This is a genomic window from Phenylobacterium sp. (assembly GCF_004297125.1).
Classification (GTDB): domain Bacteria; phylum Pseudomonadota; class Alphaproteobacteria; order Caulobacterales; family Caulobacteraceae; genus Phenylobacterium.
Window position 1 is genome coordinate 21,024 of sequence record NZ_SCVD01000022.1, and the last position, 23,902, is coordinate 44,925.

Here is a 23,902-nt window from a genome sequence, read left to right on the forward strand (position 1 = left end):
TTGTCACACCTTACAACATTACAGGGAAATCTTGTAAAGTTTGACAGCTAGACCGCGCAGCGACTCCACAGGGGGCTCCGCGACCCGTACGCCGATGGTCAATCGAACTCCGTCTGACCAGGGATTTCCAGCTATGGCGTACCAGGACCACATCATCGAGATGGGCCAGCTCATCAGGAGCAAGAACGGCACGTGGGACGGCATCAGCGCCGAGTCCGTGGCGCGGATGCGCCTGCAGAACCGCTTCAAGACCGGTCTCGAGATCGCCAAGTACACCGCCGGCATCATGCGCGAGGACATGGCGGCCTATGACGCCGACCCGGCCAACTACACCCAGTCGCTGGGCTGCTGGCACGGCTTCATCGCCCAGCAGAAGCTGATCTCGATCAAGAAGCACTTCGGCACCACGAAGCAGCGCTACATCTACCTGTCGGGCTGGATGGTCGCCGCGCTCCGCTCGGACTTCGGCCCGCTGCCGGACCAGTCCATGCACGAGAAGACCTCGGTCCCGGCCCTGATCGAAGAGATCTACACCTTCCTGAAGCAGGCCGACGCCCGCGAGCTGGGCGGCCTGTTCCGCGACCTCGACGCCGCGCGCGCGGCCGGCGACAAGGCCAAGGAGCAGAAGCTGGTCGACGCGATCGACAACTATGAGACCCACGTCGTTCCGATCATCGCCGACATCGACGCCGGCTTCGGCAACGCGGAAGCCACCTACCTGCTGGCCAAGAAGATGATCGAGGCGGGCGCCTGCGCCCTGCAGATCGAGAACCAGGTCTCCGACGAGAAGCAGTGCGGCCACCAGGACGGCAAGGTCACCGTGCCGCACGAGGACTTCCTCGCGAAGGTCCGCGCCTGCCGCTACGCCTTCCTCGAACTGGGCGTCGACAACGGCGTCATCGTCACCCGCACCGACTCGCTCGGCGCCGGCCTGACCAAGCAGATCGCCGTCAGCCATGAACCGGGCGACCTCGGCGACAAGTACAACAGCTTCCTGGACTGCGAAGAGATCGCCCCCGCCGACATGAAGAACGGCGACGTGGTCCTGAACCGCGGCGGCAAGCTGCTGCGGCCCAAGCGCCTGCCGTCGAACCTGTTCCAGTTCCGCGAGGGCACCGGCGCCGACCGCTGCGTCCTGGACTGCATCACCTCGCTGCAGCACGGCGCCGACCTGCTGTGGATCGAGACGGAGAAGCCGCACATCGAGCAGATCGCCTCGATGGTCGACCGCATCCGCGAGGTCTTCCCGAACGCCAAGCTGGCCTACAACAACAGCCCGTCGTTCAACTGGACCCTCAACTTCCGCCAGCAGGTCTATGACGCGTGGGCCTCGGCCGGGAAGGACGTCTCGTCCTACGACCGCGCCGGCCTGATGAGCGTGGACTACGACACCACCGAACTGGCGGCCGAGGCCGACGAGCGCATCCGCACCTTCCAGGCGGACAGCGCCAAGCGGGCCGGCATCTTCCACCACCTGATCACCCTGCCGACCTACCACACGGCCGCCCTGTCCACGGACAACCTGGCCAAGGAGTACTTCGGCAAGCAGGGCATGCTGGGCTACGTCGCCGGCGTGCAGCGCCAGGAGATCCGCCAGGGCATCGCCTGCGTCCGCCACCAGAACATGTCGGGCTCCGACATCGGCGACGACCACAAGGAATACTTCGCCGGCGAGGCGGCCCTGAAGGCCGGCGGCGTGCACAACACGATGAATCAGTTCGCCTAAACCGCGCTCGGGTTCACGCGTCGAAAGGGCGGCCTGGGATGTCTCGGGCCGCCCTCTTTTTTCCTGTATTGCTTCGGTCGCGCGCGACCTGCGCGATGCTGGCCGCCAAGCCTTTCGAGAGCCCAAGCGTATGGATATCTCCAACACCCTTTCCGTCGACGATCTCCTGCATGGTTTCGTCGAGACCGAGCTCCTGCCGGGGACGGGCATCGGCCCGCAGGCCTTCTGGGGCGCCCTGGAGGCGATCCTCGCCGACTTCACGCCCAGGAACCTGGAGCTGCTGCGAAAGCGCGACGAACTGCAGGTCCTGATCGACGGCTACTGGCGCGATCGCCGCGGCAAGCCGGTGGACGTGGCCGAGGAGACCGCCTTTCTGCGCGAGATCGGCTACCTGCAGCCCGAGCCCGCCGCCTTCCGGATCGGCACGCAGAATGTCGACCCCGAGATCGCCAGGCTGGCCGGCCCGCAGCTCGTGGTGCCGGTGTCCAACGGCCGCTATGCGCTGAACGCCGCCAACGCCCGCTGGGGCAGCCTCTACGACGCCCTCTACGGCACCGACGCCCTGGAGCCGCCGACCGGGACCAAGGGCTACGACCCCGCGCGCGGCGCCAAGGTGATCGCCTTCGCCCGCGCCCTGCTGGACCGCGTGGCGCCCCTGTCCAACGGCTCGCACGCCGACGCCGAAGGCTATGCGGTGGTCGGCGAGAACCTCGTCGTCCGGCTGAAGGGCGGCCAGGAGTCCTTCCTCGCCGATCCCGCCCAGTTCGCCGGCTACCGCGGCGCGGTCGCGGCGCCTGACGCGGTGCTGCTGCAGCACAACGGTCTGCACCTGGAGATCCAGGTCGACCGGACCAGCAACATCGGCAAGGACGATCCCGCCGGCGTCGCCGACGTGCTGGTCGAGGCGGCCCTGACCGCCATCCAGGACTGCGAGGACTCGGTCGCCGCCGTGGACGCCGAGGACAAGGTCGGCGTCTACCGCAACTGGCTGGGCCTGATGAAGGGCGACCTCTCCGCCAGCTTCCAGAAGGGCGGCAGGACCGAGACCCGCCGGCTGGACGAGGACCGCGCCTACCACGCCGCCGATGGGGGCCAGCTCACCCTGCGCGGTCGCTCGCTGATGCTGGTCCGCAACGTCGGCCACCACATGACCACCGACATGGTCCGGTTCGGCGGCGAGCCGGTGTTCGAGACCGCCGTGGACGCCCTCATCACCGTCACCGCCGCCCTGCACGACCTGAAGGGCGTGCGCCGGAACAGCCCGGCCGGCTCGGTCTACATCGTGAAGCCCAAGATGCACGGGCCCGACGAGGTCGCCCTGGCCGTGCGCCTGTTCGACCTGGTCGAGGACGCGCTGGGCCTTGAGCGCAACACCGTCAAGATCGGCATCATGGACGAGGAGCGCCGCACCAGCGCCAACCTCAAGGCCTGCATCGCGGCCGCGCGGGATCGGGTGGTGTTCATCAACACCGGCTTCCTCGACCGCACCGGCGACGAGATCCACACCGCCATGGAACTGGGGCCGATGGCCCGCAAGGACGCGATCAAGGCCGAGCCCTGGCTGCCCGCCTACGAGAAGCGCAACGTCGAGATCGGGCTGGCCACCGGCTTCCAGGGCCGCGCGCAGATCGGCAAAGGCATGTGGGCCGCGCCCGACATGATGAAGGACATGCTGGCCGCCAAGATTGGCCACCCGAAGGCCGGCGCGAACACCGCCTGGGTGCCGTCGCCGACCGCCGCCGTGCTGCACGCCCTTCACTATCACGAGGTCGAGGTCCCGGCCCTGCAGGCCCAGATGGCCGCGGCAGGCGAGACCACGGGCCTGACCGAACTGCTGACCCCGCCGCTGGCCAAGTCCAACTGGAGCCCGGCCGACGTGCAGCAGGAACTGGACAACAACGCCCAGGGCATCCTGGGCTATGTGGTCCGCTGGATCGACCAGGGCGTCGGCTGTTCCAAGGTGCCCGACATCCACGACGTGGGGCTGATGGAAGACCGCGCGACCCTGCGCATCTCCAGCCAGCACATCGCCAACTGGCTGCACCACGGCGTTTGCACCGAGGCGCAGGTGCGCGAGACGATGGCGCGGATGGCCAAGGTGGTGGACGGCCAGAACGCCGACGATCCGCTCTACACGCCCATGAGCGGCAATCCGGACAGCATCGCCTTCCAGGCGGCGCTGGACCTGGTGTTCAAGGGCCGCGAGCAGCCCAACGGCTACACCGAGCACATCCTGACCCGCCGCCGCCGCGAGCGGAAGGCGCAGGCGGCCGGGGCTCTCGCCCCGGCCTGATCGATCACTTCTTGGTCCAGCCGCCGCCGGCGGGCTTGAAGAACTCGCCCGGCTTGATGCGGCCCTGCACCACCGTCGTATAGGCCGAAGCCCCCGCCGCGGCGGGGGTGACGCCGTTCTTGGCGGCGGCTTCGCGGTAGAGCGCGGCGCGGCCGGAGTTGATGTCGTCCACGGCGGCTTTCAGGGCGGGATCGGACGAGGGCTTCACGAAGCCCAGGAAGCCGTCCGCCTGTTCGCCCACCACGCCGGCGGCCTTGGCGGCGTCCACGGCGGCCTTGGAATCCATCGCCTGGGCGGCGGCGGGGGTCACGGCCAGTGCGGCCATCACGGCGGCGCCGACGTTGAAGAAGTCACGTTTGTTCATGGCTCTCATCCCCTCCTAGAAGAGGTTCGGGTTCTTCTGGATCAAGGCCTTCACGTCCTCGTCCAGCTGCAGCCGGACGTTGGCGTCCAGCTTGGCGTAGATGGTGATCGGCGCGACCTCCACCCTCACGGTCGGCGTACACGCGCCCAAGGCCGTCAAGGCCAAGGCGCTGAACACCGCCAGCGATAGTCTCCGATCGATCATTCGGTCGTCTCCGTCATGACCCCATCCTAGCAGCCCTAGGGCTGAACCGGGGCTGAATGGTGCAGGTTCTGGTAGTTCACGTAGTCGGCCAACAGGTCGTCCAGGTTGAGGGTCGTGTCCAGCGTCAGGTTCACCCCCGTACCGGACGGCAACGGCAACGGCTTGCCCAGGAACTTCTGCCGGATCAGGTCCATCAGGCTGAGCCGGATCTGCTGCTTCTGCGGCGGATCGTGTTTGCCGATGATGTGGAAAAGCACGCCCAGCCTGCCGTCCGGCTGGCTGGCGATCGTGGCGTCCAGGGTGTCAAAGGCCAGGTTCTCCATGGCCTGGTAGGCGAAGTCGCTGAAGGTGTCGCTGGGGTTGGCGGCCGCCGGCGGCGCAGGCTCGGCGAGGGGGCTGTCCGCCGTCACGCCCGTCAGCGCCGAGCGATCGATGGAGAGGCGGCCGGGCTGGATCGCCTTCAGGTCGCCGCCCGAGATGCGCACCTTGTTTCCGGTCATTTCGAAGGGGATCGTCCCACTGACCTTGGCGTCCAGATCGACCTTGTCGCCGAAGGGCGACGCCTCGACGAGGTCGTGGAGCTGCACGCCCTCCAGCCGGATGATCCCTCGGGTCGGCGCGCCGGGGACCAGCGGGATCTCCAGGGTCTCGACGCTGACCTTTCCGCCGCCGACCTGGGCCTCGCCGCCCTCGACTTTCAGCAGGTTGTCGGACACGGCGAAGTTGGCCCGCAGATGCTCCAGCAGGACGAACCCCTGCACCCGGTCGACCGTCAGCTCCTGCCCCGGCGCGGCGACCAGCGGCGCCAGGCTGGAGAAGGCCAGCTCGCCCTTCAGCCCGCTGACCGGCCCGGCGGGGCTGCGGAAATCGAGGCTCGGGATCGAGATCGACCCGTTGCTGGTGGAGCCCTCCGGGGTCCAGTCGAAGCGGCCCTTGAACTTCGCCGAACCGACCACCGGAGAGCCGACGGCGGACGCCAGCGGCGAAAGTTGCGCGGGTTGCAGGCCGCCCTCCGCGAACTGGAGCATCCCGGTCTCGATGACCACCACGCCCAGGCCGAGGCGCCCGTCCTGGGTGACCAGGGCCTTGCCCAGCGGGGCGCCGTTCGGGAGCTTGAAGTCCAGGTCGGCGCGCCAGATGAATTCGCTGAGCGAGGCCTCGCCGCTCATCAGGAACGGGTTGAACCGGGTCTCGGCGGCGGTGTCCTCCTGGCGGGCGGTGTCGATGTGGGCTCGCGCGGTCACCTGACCGCCCTGGCTTCGCGCCTCGATCCGTCCGGCCCCGCCCACCACCCGGCCCTCGACGAAGGGGGCCGTCGCAGTGACCGCTTCGGCGCGGCCGGCGATCCGCCAGTCTGCGCCCGTCATCCGGAACAGTGGCCCGCCCGCCGGGCACAGTCGGCCGGAGAGACGCTCGATGTCGTTGGCGCCGAAGTCGAGGCGCTCGGCCCGGATCGCCACGCAGCGCTCGGCCGTGAAGGTCACGCCGCCGTTCGCGACCTGCAGCCGGCCGGTGGCGTCGAGATCGCCCCCCTGCACGAAACCGACGGACGCGCGGACCCGCACGCGACCCGAGGCCACCGCCCCGCCGTCCGCCAAGGTCAGCTTGGCGATGTCCACCTCCAGCGCCGGCAGGCCACCGCCCTTCACCGCCAGCCGGAAGGCTCCGCCGGAGGGGCCGAAGACCGGCGCGCCGGGGCGCCCCGCAAGCTCGACGGCCCCACCGCCGCTGGTCGCGATGCGGACGGGCTTTGGCAGGCTCACAGTGGCGGCGCCGTCCTTGAGGCGCACGGCGAATCCCGGCGCGGCGATGCGGAAGCTGCGGACGGCCCGCTTGATCGCGGCCATGTCAGGGGTGTCCTGCGCCGTGACCGGGCCCAGCCCCATCCAGCCGCCTTCGCCGATCGCCGCGCCGTCGAGCGCGGCCTCCACGGCGGCCGCACTGGCCGAGATCGATCCGCCCGCGGTGGCCGTGAAGGCCGAGAGCCTCAGGTCGCCGGCGTCGAGGCCCTCGACCCCGCCGTTCAGCCTCACGGTCCCCGCCACCCGGTCGCCGCCCTTGCGGGTCCAGCGCAGGTCGTCGGAGGCCACGGCCAGGCGGATCGCCTTCGCCTCCGTGGCGCTGAACCGGCCGGCCGTGGCCAGGAGGCTGGCCGTCGACTTTCCCGACACGGCGAGGTCCGGGATCCAGCCCGTGGCCTGGCCGCTCAGGCCTGCCTTGAGCTCTGCGCCGTCGAGGACCTGGCCCGCGACCGCGATGCGCCGGCCGGTCAGGCCCAGCGCGGCCACGACCGCGCCGTCGCCGCGCCGTTTCTGGAAATCCGGATAGGGAAGCTGGGCGACCAGGTTGATCCGGCCGTCGGCAAGTTCGGCGGCGCCGGCCCTGGCCGAGGCGACCGGCGCGGCGAGCGCGACATCGATCCGGCCGTTGCGGGTCACAGCCTTCAGCGAGCCGGCGCCGAGGCTGAGGTCGAAGGCGGCGCCGCGCAGTCGCGCGGGCGCCGATGTCGCCGCCAGGGCCTGCAGCTTTCCGTCCGCCACCAACGCATCGGCGGCGACGCGCATCGGGCCGTAGTCGGTAGCCAGCACCAGCACGCCGCCATCGATCCGGATGCGTGGCGGCTTCACGCTCGGCTGCGGCGGGCGACGCAGGAATTCCTGCACCAGCGGATCCAGGGCGCCGACCTTGAGCTGACCCTGGCGGAACTGCGCGCGCAGCACCGGCTTGCGCAGGGTCACCGACACCACCTCGAGGCCGGTGATCCGGGCCCGATAGCGGACGTCGACCCGTTCGGCGCTGAAGTCGGGATCGTCGGGGTCGCCGATCCGCAGGCGCGCTGTGAAGGCCGTGGGGCCGAAGGCCTCGACCTGGGCGTCGGCGGCCACACCCTTGGAGCGCAGCCAGCCGGTCAGCGCCTCGCGCGCCAGCGCCTTGCGGTTCAGCCAGACGGCGCCCACCACGATGAGCAGCGCGACGCCGACCACCGCCAGGATGCGGATCAGTCGGCGTGTGGAGCGCGGTTGCGGGCGCGGCGGTTGGGTTTCGTCGGTCACGGTCACCGGTTCTGGCGGTTCATCCCCTCATAGCGGGAATCGCGCCGGAACCATGACCGTTCCGAACGGGCCTGGTGGAGGGGGTGAGATCAGGCTCGGAGCATAGACCCGTTGCGCTCCACCGACCGCCTCGCGGCGATCGATCCCCCTCCGTCCGGAATTACGCCTGATGGACGGGTCTGGACGCAGTCAGACGCCCAGCTGGGCCAGGGCGACGCCGCCATCGACCGCGATGGTCTCGCCCACCACGTAATCGCCGGCGCGGCTGGCCAGGTAGATGGCGACACCCTGCATGTCCTCGTCCGTGCCGATCCTGCGGCCCGGGATGCGCTTGGCGACTTCCTCGCTCTGGTCGCGCGCCACCTTGTTCATCTCCGAGGCGAAGGCGCCGGGCGCGATGGCGCTGACAACGATGTTGTCGCGGATCAGCCGCGCCGCCATCCGGCGGGTCAGGTAGATCAGTCCGGCCTTGGAGGCGTGGTAGGAATAGGTCTCCTGCGGGTTCAACCGGATGCCGTCGATCGAGGCGATGTTGATCACCTTCGCCGGCCGATCATGCGTGCCCGCCTTGGTCAGGGCCCCATGCAGCGCCTGGGTCAGGAAGAAGGGCGACTTCAGGTTCAGGTCCATCACCTTGTCCCAGCCGCTCTCGGGGAACTCGTCGAAGTCCGCCCCCCACGCCGCGCCGGCGTTGTTGAGCAGGATGTCGAGCTTGTCCTCCTTGGCGAGGTAGGCCGCGGTCAGCGCCTTGACGCCTTCCAGCGTGGAAACGTCCTGCGGCAGCGGGATGCACTGCGGGCCCAGCTCTTCCGCCGTCTCGATGCAGGCCGGGGCCTTTCGCGACGAGATGTAGACCTTGGCCGCGCCGGCCTCGAGGAAGCCCTTGGCGATCATCTTGCCGATGCCGCGCGAGCCCCCGGTGACCAGGGCTGTCTTGCCGTCGAGTGAGAACAGATTGGACGCCACTTGAACTCCCCTTCCTATCGTTGCGTGAGGACCGGTACGCTGCGCAAAGCCCTACGGCGCAATTGACTTGGCCCCATCCGCCGAGGCCTATAACACGCGTTTGAATTTCATGGCCGCCAGATATTTGAACGAGCGGTCCGCCAGCCATTTCGAGGAAGCCACATGACCGAGATCAATTCGGTGACCACGCTCACCCGCGACGGCGACGTCGATGTCATCACCCTGAATTCGCCGCCCGTGAACGCCCTGTCGGCCAAGGTCCGCGAGGGCCTGTTCGAAGGTTTCAAGGCCGCCGGCGCGTCCGACTCCAAGGCCATCGTACTGATCTGCGAGGGCCGCACCTTCATCGCCGGCGCGGACATCAGCGAGTTCGGCGCCCCCGGCGGCGCGCCGACGGCGTCGCTGTTCGACGTGCAGAACATGATGGAAAACTCGCCCAAGCCGGTGATCGCCGCGATCCATGGCACGGCCCTGGGCGGCGGCCTGGAAGTGGCGCTGTGCGCCCACTACCGCGTCGCGGTTCCGTCGGCGAAGGTCGGCTTGCCGGAAGTGGCTCTGGGCCTGCTGCCCGGGGCCGGCGGCACCCAGCGCCTGCCCCGCATCGTCGGCGTGGAGGCCGCCCTCGACATGGTCACCTCGGGCCGCCACGTGCCGGCCAAGCAGGCCCTGGCCATGGGCCTGGTCGACGAGCTGGCCGAGGAGGGCAAGCTGAAGGAAGGCGCCATCGCCTTCGCCAACAGGGCGGTCGCCGAGAACAAGCCCCTGGTGAAGGTGCGCGACAACAACGCCAAGCTGGAAGCCGCCAAGGGCAAGCCCGAGATCTTCGCCGATTTCCGCAAGGCCAATGCGCGGAAGTTCCGCGGCTTCGAGGCCCCGGAAGCCAACATCAAGTGCATCGAGGCGGCGGTGAATTCGGCCAGCTTCGAGGAGGGTCTGGCGGAAGAGCGCAGGCTGTTCGGCGGGCTGATGATGGGCCAGCAGTCGGCCGCCCAGCGCTACTATTTCTTCGCCGAGCGCCAGGCGAACAAGATCCCCGACGTGCCGGACGACACCCCGATCCGCCCGATCAAGAAGGTCGGCATCATCGGCGCCGGCACCATGGGCGGCGGCATCGCCATGAACTTCGCCAACGTCGGCATCCAGGTGGTGATCGTGGAGCAGCAGCAGGAGCCGCTGGACCGGGGCCTCGCCACGATCCGCAAGAACTATGAGCGCTCGCGCACCGCCAAGCCCGAGGAGACCGAGAAGCGCGTCGGCCTGATCACCGGCTCGCTGTCGATGGAGGAGGCGTTCAAGGACGTCGACCTGGTGATCGAGGCGGTGTTCGAGCGGATGGACGTGAAGAAGGACATCTTCACCAGGCTGGACGCCATCTGTAAGCCGGGCGCGATCCTGGCCACCAACACCTCGGGCCTGAACATCGACGAGATCGCCTCGGTGACGAAGCGACCGCAGGACGTGATCGGCCTGCACTTCTTCTCGCCGGCCAACGTCATGAAGCTGCTGGAGATCGTCCGCGCCGACCACACGGCCAAGGACGTGATCGCCACCTCGATGAAGCTGGCCAAGCAGATCGGTAAGATCGCGGTGCTGGTGGGCGTGACCCCCGGCTTCGTCGGCAACCGCATCCTGGCCCAGCGCCAGCGCGAGGCGAACAAGCTGGTGCTGGAAGGCGCCATGCCCTGGGACGTGGACCGCGTGCTCTACGACTTCGGCTTCCCCATGGGCCCGTTCGCCATGAGCGACCTGGCCGGCCTGGACATCGGCTGGGTGAAGGAGAAGTCCAAGGGCGAGACCATCCGCGACGTGCTCTGCGAGATGGACCGCCGCGGCCAGAAGACCGGCGCGGGCTATTACGACTACGACGAGAACCGCAACGCCAAGCCGAGCCCGGTGACCGAGAAGATCATCCACGACTTCATCGCCAAGTCGGGCCGCAACCCGCGCAAGATCTCCGACGAGGAGATCCTCGAGCGCTGCATCTATCCGATGATCAACGAGGGCGTGAAGATCCTCGAAGAGGGCAAGGCGATCCGCCCGTCGGACATCGATGTGGTGTGGGTGAACGGCTACGGCTGGCCCGTCTACCGCGGCGGCCCGATGCACTACGGCGACCAGATCGGCGCCGACAAGGTGCTGGCCAAGATGAAGGAGTTCCAAGGCTCCATGGGCGACGATTTCAAGCCCGCCGCCTCGCTGGAAAAGCTGGTCGCCGACGGCAAGAAGCTGGCCGACCTCAAGGGCGCCTGATCCGAAGACCGATGGCGGGGCGGCTGCGGCCGCCCCGCCACTTTTCCAATCTAAACATCACGTTACGTCAACAGGACCTCGAACTCATATGCGTGAAGCCGTCATCGTCGCCGCCAAGCGGACCCCCATCGGCAAGGCCTACCGCGGCGCCTTCAACAACACCTACGGCGCGACCCTGGGGGCCGAGGCGATCCGCGCCGCCGTCGCCCAGGCCGGCATCGACCCCGGCGAAGTCGACGACGTGGCCATGGGCTGCGCGCTGCAGCAGGGCACCACCGGCAACAATATCGCCCGCCAGGCGGCCCTGCGCGCCGGCCTGCCCAACACCGTCTCGGGCATGACCATCGACCGCCAGTGCAGCTCGGGCCTGATGGGTGTGGCCACGGCGGCCAAGTACATCATCAACGACGGCGCCCCGATCGCCATCGGCGCGGGCATCGAGTCGATCAGCCTGGTGCAGAACGACAAGGTGAACCGCTTCATGGCCACCGACCCGTGGCTGAAGGAGCACGTGCCGGAACTGGCGACCTCGATGCTGGAGACCGCCGAGATCGTGGCCGAACGCTACGGCGTGTCGCGCGAGGCCCAGGACGAGTACGCCTTCCAGTCGCAGCAGCGCACCGCCCAGGCCCAGTCGGAAGGCCGCTTCGCCCAGGAGATCGTGCCGGTCACCACCATCATGAAGGTGCTGGTCAACAAGGAGACCGGTGAGACCGCCGACAAGGAGATCACCATCTCCGGCGACGAGGGCAACCGCCCGCAGACCACCCTGGCCGACCTCCAGAAGCTGAGCCCCGTCTTCAAGGGCGGCCGCTACGTCCAGGAAGGCAAGTTCGTCACCGCCGGCAACGCCTCGCAGTTGTCGGACGGCGCCGCCGCCGTCGTCCTGATGGAGCGGAAGGAAGCCGAGAAGCGCGGCCTGGAAGCCCTGGGCGCCTATCGCGGCATGGCCGTGGCCGGCTGCGGCCCGGAGGAGATGGGCATCGGCCCGGTCTTCGCGATCCCCAAGCTGCTGGAGCGCAACGGCCTGACCATCGACGACATCGACATCTGGGAGCTGAACGAGGCCTTCGCCTCCCAGGTGCTGTACTGCCGCGACAAGCTGGGGATCGACCCGGCGAAGTACAACGTCTCGGGCGGCTCGATCTCCATCGGCCACCCCTACGGCATGACCGGCGCCCGCTGCACCGCCCACCTGATGTACGAAGGCAAGCGCCGCAAGGCCAAGTACGGCGTCGTCACCATGTGCATCGGCGGTGGGATGGGCGCGGCCGGCCTGTTCGAGATCTTCTGACCCTTGAGGGGCCGCCCGCGAGGGCGGCCCCCTTTTCGCTATCGGGCCGCCTTGAACTCGGCGGCGATCTGCAGCGTCACCTCGTCGCTGACGGCCGGCACATAGCCCGCCACCCCGAACTCCGAGCGCTTGATCACGGCCTTGCCGTCGAAGCCCAGCGAGTACTGCTTGTCGACAAAGTTGACGCCGGCCTGGTTGAAGGTGGCGTGAACGACAACCGGCTTGGTCACCCCGTGCAGGGTCAGATCGCCGGTGATGTCGGCCGTGCGGTCACCGGTGCGGGCGACCTTGGTCGCCTTGAACGTCGCGGTCGGGAACTTGGCCGTGTCCAGGAAGTCCGGGGACTTCAGGTGCTTGTCGAGCGCCGCGTCGAGCGTGCCCACCATGTTGGTGTCGATGGTCACCTGCAGGTCGGTCGCCGACAGGTTGGCGGGGTCGATCTTCAGCGTCCCCGAGACGCCCGAGAACTGGCCGACATAGGTCGAGAAGCCCAGGTGGGTGACCGACCAGGTCACCTTGCTATGGCCGGAATCGAGCGTGTAGGCGCCGGCCTTGGCCTGGGCCGGGACCTGGGTGGTCTGGGCCTGGGCGGCGGGCGAGAGCATCAGCGCGGCGGCGAGGCCGTAGGCGGCGATCTGGAAAGGGTAGCGCAAGGAAGCAGCCTCCAAGGGCACTGGCGAGACGCTGCCCACGACAGCGCAGCTCGTAGGTAGCGCTTCCGATCTCGCGGATAATCATGACTTTCGGAGGCACAGTGCTGCCGGAATGGAAACAACGCGATACTCGCCCCGGCGCACATCCTCTGCGACAGTCCGGGCACGGGCAAAGGTTCGGGGGGCCGTGCGTGAAGGGTTTGTGGCGTCGGGCGGTCGTGGTCGGCCTTGCCCTGACCGTGGCGGCGTGCGGCCGCGGCGGGGTCGATGCGAAGCGGATCGCGGCGGCGGATGGCGCGGAGTGGCTGACCTACGGCCGGACCTATGACGAGCAGCGCTTCAGCCCGCTCGCCCAGGTGAACAAGGACACCGTCGGAAAGCTGGGCGTCGCCTGGTGGGCGGAATTCGACACCGATCGGGGGCAGGAGGCGACGCCGCTGGTGGCCGATGGCGTGCTCTACACCACCACCGCCTGGTCCAAGGTCTACGCCTTCGACGCCAGGACCGGAAAGCAGCTCTGGAAGTACGACCCGAAGGTCCCGGGCGAAGCCGGATTCAACGCCTGCTGCGACGTGGTCAACCGGGGTGTGGCCCTTTGGAAGGGCCGGCTCTACGTCGGGACCATCGATGGGCGGCTGATCGCACTCGACGCCAGGACCGGCGCGGTGGCCTGGGATGTCCAGACGACCGACAGGACGAAGCCCTACACCATCACCGGCGCGCCGCGGGTGGTGAAGGGCAAGGTGCTGATCGGCAACGGCGGCGCCGAGTACGGCGTGCGCGGCTACGTCAGCGCCTACGACGCCGACAGCGGCAAACTGGCCTGGCGCTTCTACACCACGCCAAACCCCAAGGGCGCGCCTGACGGCGCGGCCTCGGACAGGGTGTTCCGGGACAAGGCCTCCGCCACCTGGAGCGACGGGGTCTGGAAGGAGAGCGGCGGCGGCGGCACCGTCTGGGATGCGATCACCTACGACCCGAAGCTGGACCTGGTGTTCATCGGCGTCGGCAACGGCGCCCCCTGGAACCACAAGCTCCGCTCGGGCGGCAAGGGCGACAACCTCTTCCTGTCGTCCATCGTGGCGCTGAGGCCCGAGACCGGGGAGTACGTCTGGCACTACCAGACCACGCCCGGAGAGAGCTGGGACTACACGGCCACCCAGCACATCATGCTGGCCGACCTGAACATCGGCGGGGTCGAACGCCGCGTGGTGATGCAGGCGCCGAAGAACGGCTTCTTCTACGTCCTCGACGCCAGGACCGGCGCCCTGATCTCGGCGGACAAGTACGTGCCCGTCGACTGGGCCGAGCGGATCGACCTGTCGACCGGCCGCCCGGTGGAGGCGCCGTCCGCCCGCTACCGGGACGGCGGGATCAGCCAGCAGGCGTCCAGCCCGCTGGGCGGGCACAACTGGCAGCCGATGGCGTTCAGTCCGAGGGAGGGGCTGGTCTACGTCCCGGCCATGCGCAACCGCGGCTTCTACGCCGACGCGCTGGGCTTCAAGTTCATCCCGGGCGCCTGGAACACCGGCCTGACGCGGGCGCAGGCGGGCCCGAACACGCCCTCGCCGAAACCCGCGACGCCGCCGCTCGCCACCGGCGAACTGATCGCCTGGGATCCCGTGGCGCGGAAGGCGCGCTGGACCCTCGCCCTGCCCGCGGCCTGGACCAGCGGCGTCCTGGCGACCGAGGGCGGGCTGGTCTTCCACGCCGCCGGGAACGCGTTCACGGCCTATGACGCAAACGACGGCAAGGCGCTCTGGAGCTACGACGCCGGCGCCAATGTGATCGCACCGGCGACGACCTATGCGATCGACGGCGAGCAATACGTCGCGCTGATGGTCGGTGTCGGCGGGGCGCCCATGGGCGGCGACCAGCCCCGGCGGCCGGGACGGCTCCTGGTCTTCAAGCTGGGCGGAACCGTGAAGCCGCCGCCCTATCCGGCCGCCGTGGCGATGCCGCCGCTGGACCTGGCGGCCGCCACGCCGTCGAAGGGCGACGCGGATCGGGGCGCGGCGCTGTTCGGCCAGTTCTGCGGGGCCTGCCACCGGATCGGCGGCCTGCTGCCCGTGCTGCCCCGCTCGCCCGCCATCCTCGATGGCGAGGGCTTCAAGGCCATCGTGCTGGATGGGGCGCTGAAGGCGAACGGCATGGCGCCCTTCCGCCGCTACTTCGATGAGGCGGGGGCCGAGGACATCCGCGCCTTCCTGCTCTGGCAGGCGAAGCAGCCGGCGCCAGCGCCGAAGCCTGGCGGGGCCAGCCATGGATGACTGCTAGGCAAAATCCTTCGCCAGCTCGGCGCGTGACGCCGGCGACAGGCCCGCCAGGTGGCTGTAGCGGTCGTGCCCGCAGCCGATCATGATCTCGGCGCCCGGCTTGCGAAACACCGCGATGTGCTCCGGCTTCAGCGGAAAGCGAAGGAAATGCACGGAGGACGCCTTGCCGTCCTCGCGCGTGCGCTCGATGTCGCCCTCCGGCACGCCCAGCACACGGTCGCCATCGATCTGGATGAAGAACGTATCCTCGACGCCGCCGAGGCGCGCCAGCACCGCCTCGCGCCGGACCGGCTCGTCGATCTCGAACATCACCGTGGCCACCAGCTCCGACCCGTTCGGGATCAGCGGGTTATAGGCCGCCAGTTCGTCCGGAACCTGGGCCGCGCCGCCCTTCTCGATCAGCAGCATCTCCTGCACCTGGAAGAGCATGGTCTCGTAGCTCTCGAAATAGAAGGTGCAGTAGGGGCCAAGCTCGATCCGGCGCAGGCGCTTCAGGGGCAACAGTTCCGCGCGACGCTCCTTGCGGACCTTGGCGAACTCGGAATCGGGCAGCAGGTCTTCAGGCGTGATTTGGCGCTGGGCGAGCGGCATCAGAACACTCCGTAGGCGCGGGCGAAGACTTCGATCGGGTGCGCCTCGGCGGGACGCGCCGGCGCGGTCGCTGCGGTGTCGTCCCCGACCAGCTGGGCCAGGTGCTTGCAGGCCAAAGGGCAGTCCGAGCAAAGGGTCTCGTTGGCCTTGGCCATCACCTGCCGGGCGGCGGGACGGCCGACCTTGTTGGCCACCTGGTGGGTGTCCTTCATCACCCCGAAGGTCCCGCCATGGCCCGAGCATCGCTCGACCAGGTCGACCTTGGTGTCGGGGATCAGCCTCAGCAGTTCCAGGGACTTGGCGCCCATGTTCTGCGCCCGCGAGTGGCAGGCGTGGTGGAAGGTGACCCCGCCTTCGACCGCCTTCAGCCCCGGAACGAGGCCGTAGGCCTTCGACAGCTCGACGACGTACTCGGACACGTCCTTGGTCGCCGCCGAGAGCCGCCCGACCACGGGGTCCTCCGGCAGCATCAGCGGCCATTCGAACTTCATCATCAGGCCGCAGGAGGCGGTCAGGGCCACCACGTCGTAGCCCTGCTCGATGTAGGGGGCGAAGGCGGCGGCCACCCGGCGGGCCTTGCCGGCGACGTCCTTGAGGTCGCCGGCCTCCAGCTGGGGCATGCCGCAGCATTCGGGATAGACCAGCTTCACCTCGACGCCCTGCAGCGCCAGCACCTTGGCGGCGGCCACGGCGGTGTCGGGCCGGTTGTAGTCGACGAAGCAGGTCGCATAGAGCGCGACCTTGCGCAGGCCAAAGGCCGGGCCTTCAGGGTTGGGCGCCAGCGGCGTCTTCAGCCGGTCAGTCGCGGTCTTGGAATGGTACTTGGGAAGCTCGGCCTCGGCGTCGATCTGGGCGATGGCGTCCAGGAGCTTGCGCAACGGCGTGTTGCTGCGGGCGGTCACCCAGTTGGCGAGGCTGGCGACCGGCTTGGCCAGCTTGCCGTTGCGGTCGGTGTGACCCAATTGCTCCCGCACGAACTCCTTCTCACCGGCCCGGCGCTTGGCGGCCCGGTAGCGCAGGATCAGGTGCGGGATGTCGATGTCGAAGGGGTGTGGCGGGACGTAGGGGCACTTGGTCAGGAAGCACATGTCGCAGAGGGTGCAGGCCTCGGCGACGTGGGCGTGGTCCTTGGGCCCGATGCCGTCGATCTCGCCCGAGGGGCTCTCGTCGATGGCGTCGAACATCCGCGGGAAGCTGTCGCACAGGTTGAAGCAGCGGCGGCAGGTGTGACAGACGTCGAACTGCCGCTGCAGCTCCGCCTCGACCTTGGCCAGGTCGTAGTAATCCTCGTCCTGCCACAGGATGGGACGGCGGAACGGCGCGTCGAGGCTGCCCTCGCGCGGCGGAGCCCCGGCGGCCGGAGCCTTGGTTTCTTCGCTCATGGCGGATCGGCGGGCCGTGGGGCCCGCCGCCTGATCTTAGTCGAGCGTGTCGAGGGCGCGCTGGAAGCGGCCGGCGTGGGACTTCTCGGCCTTGGCCAGGGTCTCGAACCAGTCGGCGATCTCGTCGTAGCCTTCCTCGCGGGCCGTGCGCGCCATGCCCGGGTACATGTCGGTGTACTCGTGCGTCTCGCCGGCGATGGCGGCCTTGAGATTGTCGGACGTGCCGCCGATCGGCAGGCCGGTGGCCGGGTCTCCGACCGACTCCATGAACTCGAGGTGCCCGTGGGCGTGGCCGGTTTCGCCCTCCGCCGTCGAGCGGAACACGGAAGCGACGTCGTTGTAGCCTTCCACGTCGGCCTTCTGGGCGAAGTAGAGGTAGCGGCGGTTCGCCTGGCTCTCGCCGGCGAAGGCGGCCTTGAGGTTTTCGATAGTCTTGCTGCTCGCAAGCGACATGTTGATCTCCCTAGACGGCGGCGAGCCCCCCGGCCCTACCGCCATGCGGGTCGGACTATGAACCCCGGCCCCGATCGATCAACATGATATGCTCTATGCTCAGGATCGAGCCGCTCTATGGAGCCTTGCCGGGCCGTGGCGGGTTCTGCCTTCGAACGAAGGAGACGGTCATGGCCGACAACAAGATCCAGGGCGAAGGCAATTACGACGCCGCCCGAAAGTTCGACAAGGACGAGCGCGACTTCATCGCCAAGGGCGATGTCGAGAAGAAGGCCCGCGAGGCCGAGCAGGCCCTCGATGGACCGGAAGGCGCGGAGCTGGAGAAGGCTCGCAAGGACACCGGCGCGGGCAAGACCCACTAGCCCCGCAGATTGCGGAAGGTGATCGAGAACCGGCGCGCCTTGGCCTCGGGCAGCGAGTGCTCCCAGTCGGTGCGCGCCGGGCCGTCCAGCAGATAGGCCGAGCGCGGTTCCAGCGGGACGTTGATCCGCTGGAATCGCGCGCCGTCGCGCCTGCGGAAGCGCATGATCGTCTGCGCCAGCAGCGACACCCCCACGACCTTCTCGAACACCGGCCGGTCGCGATGCCAGCCGATGGGCGCGCCTTCGCGGTATTCGTTGATCAGGACGTGGGCGAAGGCCTCGCCCGGCAGTCCGGCGAGGGCTGCGGCGCGGTCCCGGACCGGCAGCAGCCAGTCGGGCATCGGCGGGGCAGTCACGAGGCCGGGGCCGTTGAAGTCGTAGCGTAGCCCGAACGAGATCACCCGCCGGCGGCCCTCGTAGCCGCGGAACAGGAACGGTTCGAACGGGAGGGTCTCGAGCCGCTGCGCCAGGTCCTCTTCTTCCTCCGGCGTGACGAGGTCCGGCTGGTAGCGGAAGCCGTCGGGGGCGACGGGCGGAAGGTCGAACAGGGCGCTCACGGGCGTCAGATGGGTGCAAATGAAGGCGGCGGGAAGGTCGCCCTTCCCGCCGCCGGTCATTCGCGTCCGTTATCCGCGCCTAGTAGCGGGGATAGTCGTTGTAGCCATAGCGGCGATCGTCATCGCTGCGGGCCATGCGGATGCTGGCCGACAGGGTGTCGAAGCGGCGATCCAGGTCGGCGCGTTCCCAGTTCGACAGGCCGTTGCGGCTGTAGCGGGCCTCGAGGCGAACGATGCCATTGAACTGGGCGCGGAGCTGATAGGCCTCGCGACGGGTCAGCTGGCCGGACCGCACGCCCTGGTCGATGCGGTGGTCCAGACGCTCCAGGCGTCGCTCGATCGGCATCCACTCGCGGCCGTAGCCATAGCCTTGAGCGGAGGCGGCGCCGGCGCTCAGCGCGGTCGCGGCGGCCAGGGCGATGATGATGGTCTTCATAACGGTTCTCTCCTCAGAACGTGGGTTTGTGTCCCTCGTCATGGGCGGTCAGAACGACCGAGCGCGCCGATGGTTCAACCGGTGTGGCGCCTCAGTAACGGTTCCAGCCGTAGGTCCGGTCAGGGTCGGCGCGGGCCACGCGGATCGCGGCGCCGAGCTCGTCGAAGCGGCGGTTCAGGTCGGCGCGCTCCTCTGCAGAGAGGCCGTCCACGCGATAGCTGGCTTCGATCCGGGCGATCTCATTGAAATCGTCACGTAGGACCTCGGCCTCGGCGGTGGTGAGCTGGCCGCTGCGCAGGCCCTGTTCGATCCGGGCGTCCAGATCCAGCTTGCGATCCTCCATGGCCACGTAGCTGTCGGCGCCGCCGGTCCGCACCGCCAGGCGCATCTGGTCGTCGATCAGGGCGAAGCGCCGGTCGAGGTCCAGCCGCTCGCGCGCGCTGAGGCCGCCGTAGCGATAGGTCCCTTCGAGGGCGACCAGCGAGGCCATGTCGTCGCGCATCATCCGCGCCTCGGCGCCGGTGATCTCCCCGGTGGCCAGGCCCGCGTCGATACGGTCGTTCAGGACGGCCTGGCGCTCGATGATCGGCATCCAGGCCTGGGCGGACGCCGCGCTCGCGCCCAGCGTCAGGGCGGCGGCGGCGGCGAGTAGCAGGTTCTTGTTCCTCATCGTCTCGGACTCCTCGAGCGGTCTTCCGCTCGTCTTGTCCCCCGATGGGGATGCCAAACTCCGGCCTGCGGATTTGGTTCTAGCCCAGCCTGCCGATCGCCTCAGCGACCAGCGCCGGCTTCTCCAGGGTGATCATGTGGCCGGCCTCGGGGATCGAGACCAGCTCGGCGCCGGCGATCCCCTTCTTGAAGGCATGGGCGTAGACCGGCGGGATCAGGCGGTCCGAATCCCCCCAGACGATCACGGTCCTGGCCTTGATCCGGTAGAGCCGCTGCTGGAGCCCCCGCTCCGGGATGGGGAACAGTATGCGGCCGGCCATGCCGAGCTGCCGGGCGTTGGTCACCAGATAGGTCTGCAGGAAGTTGGGGTCGGTGACGTCACGGCCCGCGGTCATCATCGCTGCGCCCGCCGCAGCGTCGTGGAACAGGAGCTCCGGCATCTCGTAGGGCAGGGTCGCGAACAGGTCGGCGATCGGATGTTCGTCGTCCCACAGACCCGCGGGGGCGATCAGCGCCAGGCGCGAGACGTCGTTGGGCGCGATGGCCGCCATCTCGGCCGCGATCATCCCGCCCATGGAATGGCCCACGAGGATCGGGTCCTTCAGGCCCAGGGCCGCGACCACGTCCCAGGTGTGGAGCGTGAAATCCAGCATGTCGCGGATCTCGGGCGCTTCGTCGCTGTCGCCGTAGCCGGGGATCAGCGGGGCGTGGACGGTGTGGGTCCTGGCCAGTTCCGCCAGCAGCGGGTCGTCGGCGGTGACGCCGCCCGCGCCGTGCAGGAAGACGAGATCGGGCCCGGAACCGCCTTCCAGGCAGCGGACCGGGACGTGATGGGTCTGGACGGTCTTGAGTTCCATCTCAGGCCTCCACCGCATAGGTCCTGGCCAGTTCCTCGCGGGTCGGCGCCTGTTTCGGCAGGGCGCCGGCGGTGACCCGGTCCTTGAGCGGGGTGGTCCAGAAGCGATTGTCGTCCGCCCAGTCGGGGAACATGTTCCTGAGCTTGGGCATGACCTTCTCGGCGAAGAGCTTGGTAGAATACATGCACTTGTCGGCCGGCATGTTCCCCACGTGCATCAGGCAGAAGATGTTGCCGACGTTCAGGCCCTTGATCAGGTCCTCCATCCTCTGGCGCACGGTCTCGGGGCTGCCTGCGATCACGTGACCCTGCTCGGTCAGCTCCTTCCAGGTGAGCTGCGTATAGCCGCCGGTGGGCGGGGCGTACTGCGACAGCGCGCCGGTCTGGATGGTCTTGATCGTCCGGTAGCCCGGCGCGTCGGCGAAGCCCGGATAGACGTGCAGGCAGCGGTTGTAGAAATAGCTGACGTGCTCGGAATAGAGCCGCTCGGCCTCCTCGTCGGTGTCGGCCACCAGGATCGTCTGGGCGAAGCCGGCGCGGTAGGGGCTTTTGTCGACGCCCCGCTCCTCCACCCGCTTCCAGTAGCCGTTCATCAGCGCCTGCGCCCGCAGGTAGCCGGAGAAGCTGAGGTAGGAGTAGGAGTAGGTGTTGTCGATGCAGAAGTCGTAGGTCTCGACAGACCCGCCGCCGGGGATGTGGACCGGCGGATGCGGCTGCTGGATCGGCCGCGGCCAGATGTTGACGTGGCGCAGCTTGTTGTAGCGGCCGTTGAAGGCGAACGGCTCGCGGGTGGTCCACGCCTTGATGATCAGGTCGTGGGCCTCCTGGTATTTCTCCCGCGTCAGGCTGGGGATCTGGCCGTAGCAGTAGTTGGTGTCCATCGAGGTCCCGACCGGGAACCCCGCCACCAGCCGCCCGCCCGAGATGCAGTCCAGCATCGCGAACTCCTCGGCCACCCGCACCGGCGGGTTGTAGAGGGCGATGGAGTTGCCCAGCACCACGACGGCGGCGTCCTTGGTGCGGCGGGCAAGGCCGGCGGCGATGATGTTCGGGCTGGGCATGATGCCGTAGCCGTTCTGGTGGTGCTCGTTCACCCCCACGCCGTCGAAGCCGAGGGTGTCGGCGTACTCCAGCAGGTCCATGTAGGTGTTGTAGACCTCGTGGCTCTTCACGGGGTCGAACAGCTTCTGGTCGATGTCCACCCAGACCGACCGGTGCGTCTCCCGGAAATCGTCCGGCAGATAGGGCCACGGCATCAGGTTGAACCAGGTGAACTTCATGGTCCGTTTCCTCCGTCGCGCCTTCTCTGATGGAAGGTCGCTGAACGACGATAACCTACCGAGGCCCGCCGTCACCCCCAAACGTGCTGTGTCGGCGCGCCCAAGGTTCGCAAATATAATACCTTTGGATCATTGAATTTCGATTGGATTGATCTATGTTGAGAATTGTTCGCAACAGGAGGCCGCGATGCGCTTCGCCGCCAAGACCGCCAGCTGGTCGCTGGTTCACATGACCGTCGCCATTGCGGTGGCCTATGCTCTCACCCAGAACTGGCGCGCGGCGCTGGCCGTGGGTCTGATCGAGCCGATCTTCCAGACCATCGCCTTCGCGCTGCACGAACGCGCCTGGGCCAACCGCGAGCCGATCCCGGTCCGCGTCCACGCCCACCACTGATCCAAGGGAGATCACCATGGCCGATAAATCCCAGAAGAAGGTCGCCGCCGGCCTCTCGAAGCTGCTGGCCGACACCTACGCGGTCTATCTGAAGACCCACGGCTACCACTGGAACGTCCGCGGCCCGAACTTCGGCTCGCTGCACGCGCTGTTCATGACCCACTACACCGAGATGTGGGCGGCCATCGACCTGATCGCCGAGCGCATCCGCGCGCTGGGCGAATACGCGCCGCAGGGCTACCGCGCCTTCGGCGAGCTCTCCGACATCAAGGACGGCGATCCCAAGCAGGACGCCCAGGCGATGCTGAAGGAGCTGGTCGCCGACCATGCGACCCTGGTGGCCACCGCCAAGGCCGCCCGCGAAGGCGCCGACGACGTCACCGCCTCGCTGATCGACGCCCGCGTCGAGGCCCACGAGAAGCACGCCTGGATGCTGCGCGTCTCTATCGGCTAGACGCCGAACGGCCAGGTATCGTCTTCGCCGGGAACGGCGGGCGGCGCCGTGAGCGGCGTCACCGCCGTGGTCTGGTCGAACCAGACCCAGGCGTCGAACTGCTCTGAGAGCCGGCATTCGGCGTAGTGGCTCCAGCGCTCGGTCTCGGGGCGGTAGATCACCCCGATGAAGCGTTCCAGCCGAGGGTCGGAGAGCGCGCGGCGGACGCCGTTCGTCTGGCCCGCGCGCAGGTCGAGGAGATAGCGATCGATGCCGGTGTTGTGGGATTGCCGTTCCTGGCTCTCGGCGAGCGAGGGGCGGATCTCCTTCACCTCCATCGGCGCGTCCCAGTCCGACGCGCAGGCCACCGTTCCCGTGTGCGTGCCGAAGCCGATCAGGCGGGCCTGCTCGCCCCAGGCCTGGCGGCAGAGCTGGCCCAGGTTCAGCTCGTCGCGGACCACCCCCATCTCCGTCGCCCGGGCGTCGCCGACGTGGGAATTGTGCGCCCAAACCACCGCCTTGCCGTGGCGGCCCTTGGCCTCCAGCAGCGTCTGGAGCGTCTCGAACATGTGGGTGTCGCGCAGGTTCCAGGCCTCGCCGCCCCCATAGTACATGGCCCGATAATAGGCCTCGGCGTCGCGGACCAGCCGCGCGCTCTGGGTCGCGTCCAGCAGGCCCTCGTCGTCGCCCCTGGGGATCTCGCGCATCTGCCGGCCCAGCATGTCGGTCAGCATCGAGGTGACCGCCGCCTCGCAGCCGGCGTAGCGGCCCGAGACCGCCATCCGCCCATAGGTCGCCGGATCCTGCGCCCACGGATTCAGGCAGCCGTAGCGCTCCCGCGCCACCTTGGCCGCTTCGGGATCCACCCGGTCCAGATAGTCCACCACCGCCCGCATCGAGCCGGCGAGGTTGTAGAGGTCGAGACCGTAGATCCCCGCGCGGTCGCCGAGCGACCGGGTCCGGTTGTGCCCGGTCAGCCAGCCCAGGAAGGCGTCGAACTCGCGGTTCTTCCACATCCAGGTCGGGAACCGGGCGAAGGCCTCGCCCGGCGCCGGCCGGCGGCCGCGGACGCGCGCGTCCAGCACCCGGGCGTCGGGCCAGTCGGCCTCCAGGGCGACGATGTTGAAGCCGCGTTTCTCGACCAGCCAGCGGGTGATGGCGGCCCGCGCCTGGTAGAACTCGGAGGTCCCGTGGCTGGCCTCGCCCAGCAGCACGACGCGGGCGTCGGCGAACCGGTCGAACAGGCGGCCGAAGGCGGGATCGTCGAACGCGGGCAGCGGCTCGGCGGCGTCGGCGATCTGGCCGGACGCGCCCGTCGGATAGCCGCGGGCGTGCTCGACGTACGGACGAATGTCGGGCATGGCCAAGCTCTCCGGATACCCTACGCAACTGTGCGACCATCCCTCCCGT

22 protein-coding genes are annotated in these 23,902 nt (G+C 68.6%); 8 read left to right on the forward strand and 14 right to left on the reverse strand.

Annotated elements, in window-relative coordinates; all coding sequences use genetic code 11:
* Positions 1 to 133 precede the first annotated feature (133 nt).
* Both EPO51_RS15005 and EPO51_RS15010 read left to right on the forward strand, forming a co-directional pair.
* Positions 134 to 1,726 carry an isocitrate lyase gene (locus EPO51_RS15005; RefSeq protein WP_293351900.1) on the forward strand — a complete coding sequence of 531 codons (1,593 nt, stop codon included), beginning with the start codon at positions 134 to 136 and terminating at the stop codon, positions 1,724 to 1,726.
* A 130-nt stretch (positions 1,727 to 1,856) separates the two neighbouring features.
* Positions 1,857 to 4,019, forward strand: coding sequence for a malate synthase G (locus EPO51_RS15010; protein ID WP_293351902.1), 2,163 nt, complete (start codon positions 1,857 to 1,859; stop codon positions 4,017 to 4,019).
* Between the two features lie 4 nt (positions 4,020 to 4,023).
* Here EPO51_RS15010 and EPO51_RS15015 read toward each other — a convergent pair whose 3' ends face one another.
* From EPO51_RS15015 to EPO51_RS15030, 4 genes are all read right to left on the reverse strand, one after another.
* Positions 4,024 to 4,383 carry a DUF1318 domain-containing protein gene (locus EPO51_RS15015; protein ID WP_293351904.1) on the reverse strand — a complete coding sequence of 120 codons (360 nt, stop codon included), beginning with the start codon at positions 4,381 to 4,383 and terminating at the stop codon, positions 4,024 to 4,026.
* 15 nt (positions 4,384 to 4,398) lie between these two features.
* Positions 4,399 to 4,587 (reverse strand): YnbE family lipoprotein, encoded by a 189-nt coding sequence (locus tag EPO51_RS15020; protein ID WP_293351906.1) that lies wholly within the window; start codon positions 4,585 to 4,587, stop codon positions 4,399 to 4,401.
* 35 nt (positions 4,588 to 4,622) lie between these two features.
* Positions 4,623 to 7,640 (reverse strand): intermembrane phospholipid transport protein YdbH family protein, encoded by a 3,018-nt coding sequence (locus EPO51_RS15025; RefSeq protein WP_293351908.1) that lies wholly within the window; start codon positions 7,638 to 7,640, stop codon positions 4,623 to 4,625.
* A gap of 189 nt (positions 7,641 to 7,829) precedes the next feature.
* A complete protein-coding gene (locus EPO51_RS15030; protein ID WP_293351910.1) occupies positions 7,830 to 8,606 on the reverse strand; it encodes an SDR family oxidoreductase in 777 nt (258 codons plus the stop codon).
* 162 nt (positions 8,607 to 8,768) lie between these two features.
* On the opposite strand from EPO51_RS15030, the gene EPO51_RS15035 reads away from it, so the two are divergent.
* Both EPO51_RS15035 and EPO51_RS15040 read left to right on the forward strand, forming a co-directional pair.
* A complete protein-coding gene (locus tag EPO51_RS15035; protein WP_293351912.1) occupies positions 8,769 to 10,856 on the forward strand; it encodes a 3-hydroxyacyl-CoA dehydrogenase NAD-binding domain-containing protein in 2,088 nt (695 codons plus the stop codon).
* A gap of 88 nt (positions 10,857 to 10,944) precedes the next feature.
* Positions 10,945 to 12,150: an acetyl-CoA C-acyltransferase gene (locus EPO51_RS15040; RefSeq protein WP_293351914.1), complete on the forward strand. Its 1,206-nt coding sequence runs from the start codon at positions 10,945 to 10,947 to the stop codon at positions 12,148 to 12,150.
* A gap of 38 nt (positions 12,151 to 12,188) precedes the next feature.
* Here the strand turns inward: EPO51_RS15040 and EPO51_RS15045 are convergent, their stop codons facing one another.
* On the reverse strand, positions 12,189 to 12,803 hold the full coding sequence (locus EPO51_RS15045; protein ID WP_293351916.1) for a YceI family protein: 615 nt from the start codon (positions 12,801 to 12,803) through the stop codon (positions 12,189 to 12,191).
* A gap of 191 nt (positions 12,804 to 12,994) precedes the next feature.
* Here EPO51_RS15045 and EPO51_RS15050 point away from each other — a divergent pair, with 191 nt between their 5' ends.
* Positions 12,995 to 15,073 carry a PQQ-dependent dehydrogenase, methanol/ethanol family gene (locus EPO51_RS15050; protein ID WP_293351918.1) on the forward strand — a complete coding sequence of 693 codons (2,079 nt, stop codon included), beginning with the start codon at positions 12,995 to 12,997 and terminating at the stop codon, positions 15,071 to 15,073.
* A 3-nt stretch (positions 15,074 to 15,076) separates the two neighbouring features.
* On the opposite strand, the gene EPO51_RS15055 is transcribed toward EPO51_RS15050, so the two are convergent.
* The 3 genes from EPO51_RS15055 to EPO51_RS15065 are packed head-to-tail and all read right to left on the reverse strand — an operon-like array spanning position 15,077 to position 17,505.
* Positions 15,077 to 15,670 (reverse strand): DUF3501 family protein, encoded by a 594-nt coding sequence (locus tag EPO51_RS15055; RefSeq protein ID WP_293351920.1) that lies wholly within the window; start codon positions 15,668 to 15,670, stop codon positions 15,077 to 15,079.
* Entirely contained in the window at positions 15,670 to 17,052 is a 1,383-nt protein-coding gene (locus tag EPO51_RS15060; protein ID WP_293351922.1) for a heterodisulfide reductase-related iron-sulfur binding cluster, read from the reverse strand. The genes EPO51_RS15055 and EPO51_RS15060 overlap by 1 nt, the downstream gene beginning before the upstream one ends.
* A gap of 36 nt (positions 17,053 to 17,088) precedes the next feature.
* A complete protein-coding gene (locus EPO51_RS15065) occupies positions 17,089 to 17,505 on the reverse strand; it encodes a rubrerythrin family protein (protein ID WP_293351924.1) in 417 nt (138 codons plus the stop codon).
* Positions 17,506 to 17,675: 170 nt separating this feature from the next.
* Between EPO51_RS15065 and EPO51_RS15070 the strand changes: the two genes are divergently transcribed.
* Positions 17,676 to 17,867, forward strand: coding sequence for a hypothetical protein (locus EPO51_RS15070; protein ID WP_293351926.1), 192 nt, complete (start codon positions 17,676 to 17,678; stop codon positions 17,865 to 17,867).
* Here the strand turns inward: EPO51_RS15070 and EPO51_RS15075 are convergent.
* The 5 genes from EPO51_RS15075 to EPO51_RS15095 form a co-directional block, all read right to left on the reverse strand.
* Entirely contained in the window at positions 17,864 to 18,484 is a 621-nt protein-coding gene (locus tag EPO51_RS15075; protein ID WP_293351928.1) for an alpha-ketoglutarate-dependent dioxygenase AlkB, read from the reverse strand. The genes EPO51_RS15070 and EPO51_RS15075 overlap by 4 nt on opposite strands.
* A 19-nt stretch (positions 18,485 to 18,503) precedes the next feature.
* The gene (locus tag EPO51_RS15080) at positions 18,504 to 18,860 is read right to left on the reverse strand and encodes a hypothetical protein (protein ID WP_293351930.1); all 357 of its coding nucleotides are present in this window, start codon (positions 18,858 to 18,860) and stop codon (positions 18,504 to 18,506) included.
* A gap of 91 nt (positions 18,861 to 18,951) precedes the next feature.
* Positions 18,952 to 19,530, reverse strand: coding sequence for a hypothetical protein (locus tag EPO51_RS15085; protein ID WP_293351932.1), 579 nt, complete (start codon positions 19,528 to 19,530; stop codon positions 18,952 to 18,954).
* 79 nt (positions 19,531 to 19,609) lie between these two features.
* On the reverse strand, positions 19,610 to 20,386 hold the full coding sequence (locus tag EPO51_RS15090; RefSeq protein ID WP_293351934.1) for an alpha/beta fold hydrolase: 777 nt from the start codon (positions 20,384 to 20,386) through the stop codon (positions 19,610 to 19,612).
* A 1-nt stretch (position 20,387) separates the two neighbouring features.
* A complete protein-coding gene (locus EPO51_RS15095; protein ID WP_293351936.1) occupies positions 20,388 to 21,665 on the reverse strand; it encodes an LLM class flavin-dependent oxidoreductase in 1,278 nt (425 codons plus the stop codon).
* 187 nt (positions 21,666 to 21,852) lie between these two features.
* On the opposite strand from EPO51_RS15095, the gene EPO51_RS15100 reads away from it, so the two are divergent.
* Together EPO51_RS15100 and EPO51_RS15105 are read left to right on the forward strand one after the other, a co-directional pair.
* Complete coding sequence (locus tag EPO51_RS15100) at positions 21,853 to 22,059, forward strand: DUF2061 domain-containing protein (RefSeq protein ID WP_293351938.1); 207 nt, start codon at positions 21,853 to 21,855, stop codon at positions 22,057 to 22,059.
* 16 nt (positions 22,060 to 22,075) lie between these two features.
* A complete protein-coding gene (locus tag EPO51_RS15105; protein WP_293351940.1) occupies positions 22,076 to 22,513 on the forward strand; it encodes a Dps family protein in 438 nt (145 codons plus the stop codon).
* Here EPO51_RS15105 and EPO51_RS15110 read toward each other — a convergent pair.
* A complete protein-coding gene (locus EPO51_RS15110) occupies positions 22,510 to 23,853 on the reverse strand; it encodes an erythromycin esterase family protein (protein ID WP_293351942.1) in 1,344 nt (447 codons plus the stop codon). The two genes, EPO51_RS15105 and EPO51_RS15110, sit on opposite strands and share 4 nt — an antisense overlap.
* Between the last annotated feature and the right edge of the window lie 49 nt (positions 23,854 to 23,902).

Coding starts and splice junctions, on each gene's coding strand:
- EPO51_RS15085 (WP_293351932.1), bottom strand. CDS start 19,530: ATGAGGAACAAGAACCTGCTACTCGCCGCCGCCGCCGCCCTGACGCTG.
- EPO51_RS15100 (WP_293351938.1), top strand. CDS start 21,853: ATGCGCTTCGCCGCCAAGACCGCCAGCTGGTCGCTGGTTCACATGACC.
- EPO51_RS15095 (WP_293351936.1), bottom strand. CDS start 21,665: ATGAAGTTCACCTGGTTCAACCTGATGCCGTGGCCCTATCTGCCGGAC.
- EPO51_RS15070 (WP_293351926.1), top strand. CDS start 17,676: ATGGCCGACAACAAGATCCAGGGCGAAGGCAATTACGACGCCGCCCGA.
- EPO51_RS15005 (WP_293351900.1), top strand. CDS start 134: ATGGCGTACCAGGACCACATCATCGAGATGGGCCAGCTCATCAGGAGC.
- EPO51_RS15020 (WP_293351906.1), bottom strand. CDS start 4,587: ATGATCGATCGGAGACTATCGCTGGCGGTGTTCAGCGCCTTGGCCTTG.
- EPO51_RS15035 (WP_293351912.1), top strand. CDS start 8,769: ATGACCGAGATCAATTCGGTGACCACGCTCACCCGCGACGGCGACGTC.
- EPO51_RS15040 (WP_293351914.1), top strand. CDS start 10,945: ATGCGTGAAGCCGTCATCGTCGCCGCCAAGCGGACCCCCATCGGCAAG.
- EPO51_RS15060 (WP_293351922.1), bottom strand. CDS start 17,052: ATGAGCGAAGAAACCAAGGCTCCGGCCGCCGGGGCTCCGCCGCGCGAG.
- EPO51_RS15010 (WP_293351902.1), top strand. CDS start 1,857: ATGGATATCTCCAACACCCTTTCCGTCGACGATCTCCTGCATGGTTTC.
- EPO51_RS15090 (WP_293351934.1), bottom strand. CDS start 20,386: ATGGAACTCAAGACCGTCCAGACCCATCACGTCCCGGTCCGCTGCCTG.
- EPO51_RS15080 (WP_293351930.1), bottom strand. CDS start 18,860: ATGAAGACCATCATCATCGCCCTGGCCGCCGCGACCGCGCTGAGCGCC.
- EPO51_RS15075 (WP_293351928.1), bottom strand. CDS start 18,484: ATGACCGGCGGCGGGAAGGGCGACCTTCCCGCCGCCTTCATTTGCACC.
- EPO51_RS15055 (WP_293351920.1), bottom strand. CDS start 15,670: ATGCCGCTCGCCCAGCGCCAAATCACGCCTGAAGACCTGCTGCCCGAT.
- EPO51_RS15105 (WP_293351940.1), top strand. CDS start 22,076: ATGGCCGATAAATCCCAGAAGAAGGTCGCCGCCGGCCTCTCGAAGCTG.
- EPO51_RS15015 (WP_293351904.1), bottom strand. CDS start 4,383: ATGAACAAACGTGACTTCTTCAACGTCGGCGCCGCCGTGATGGCCGCA.
- EPO51_RS15065 (WP_293351924.1), bottom strand. CDS start 17,505: ATGTCGCTTGCGAGCAGCAAGACTATCGAAAACCTCAAGGCCGCCTTC.
- EPO51_RS15110 (WP_293351942.1), bottom strand. CDS start 23,853: ATGCCCGACATTCGTCCGTACGTCGAGCACGCCCGCGGCTATCCGACG.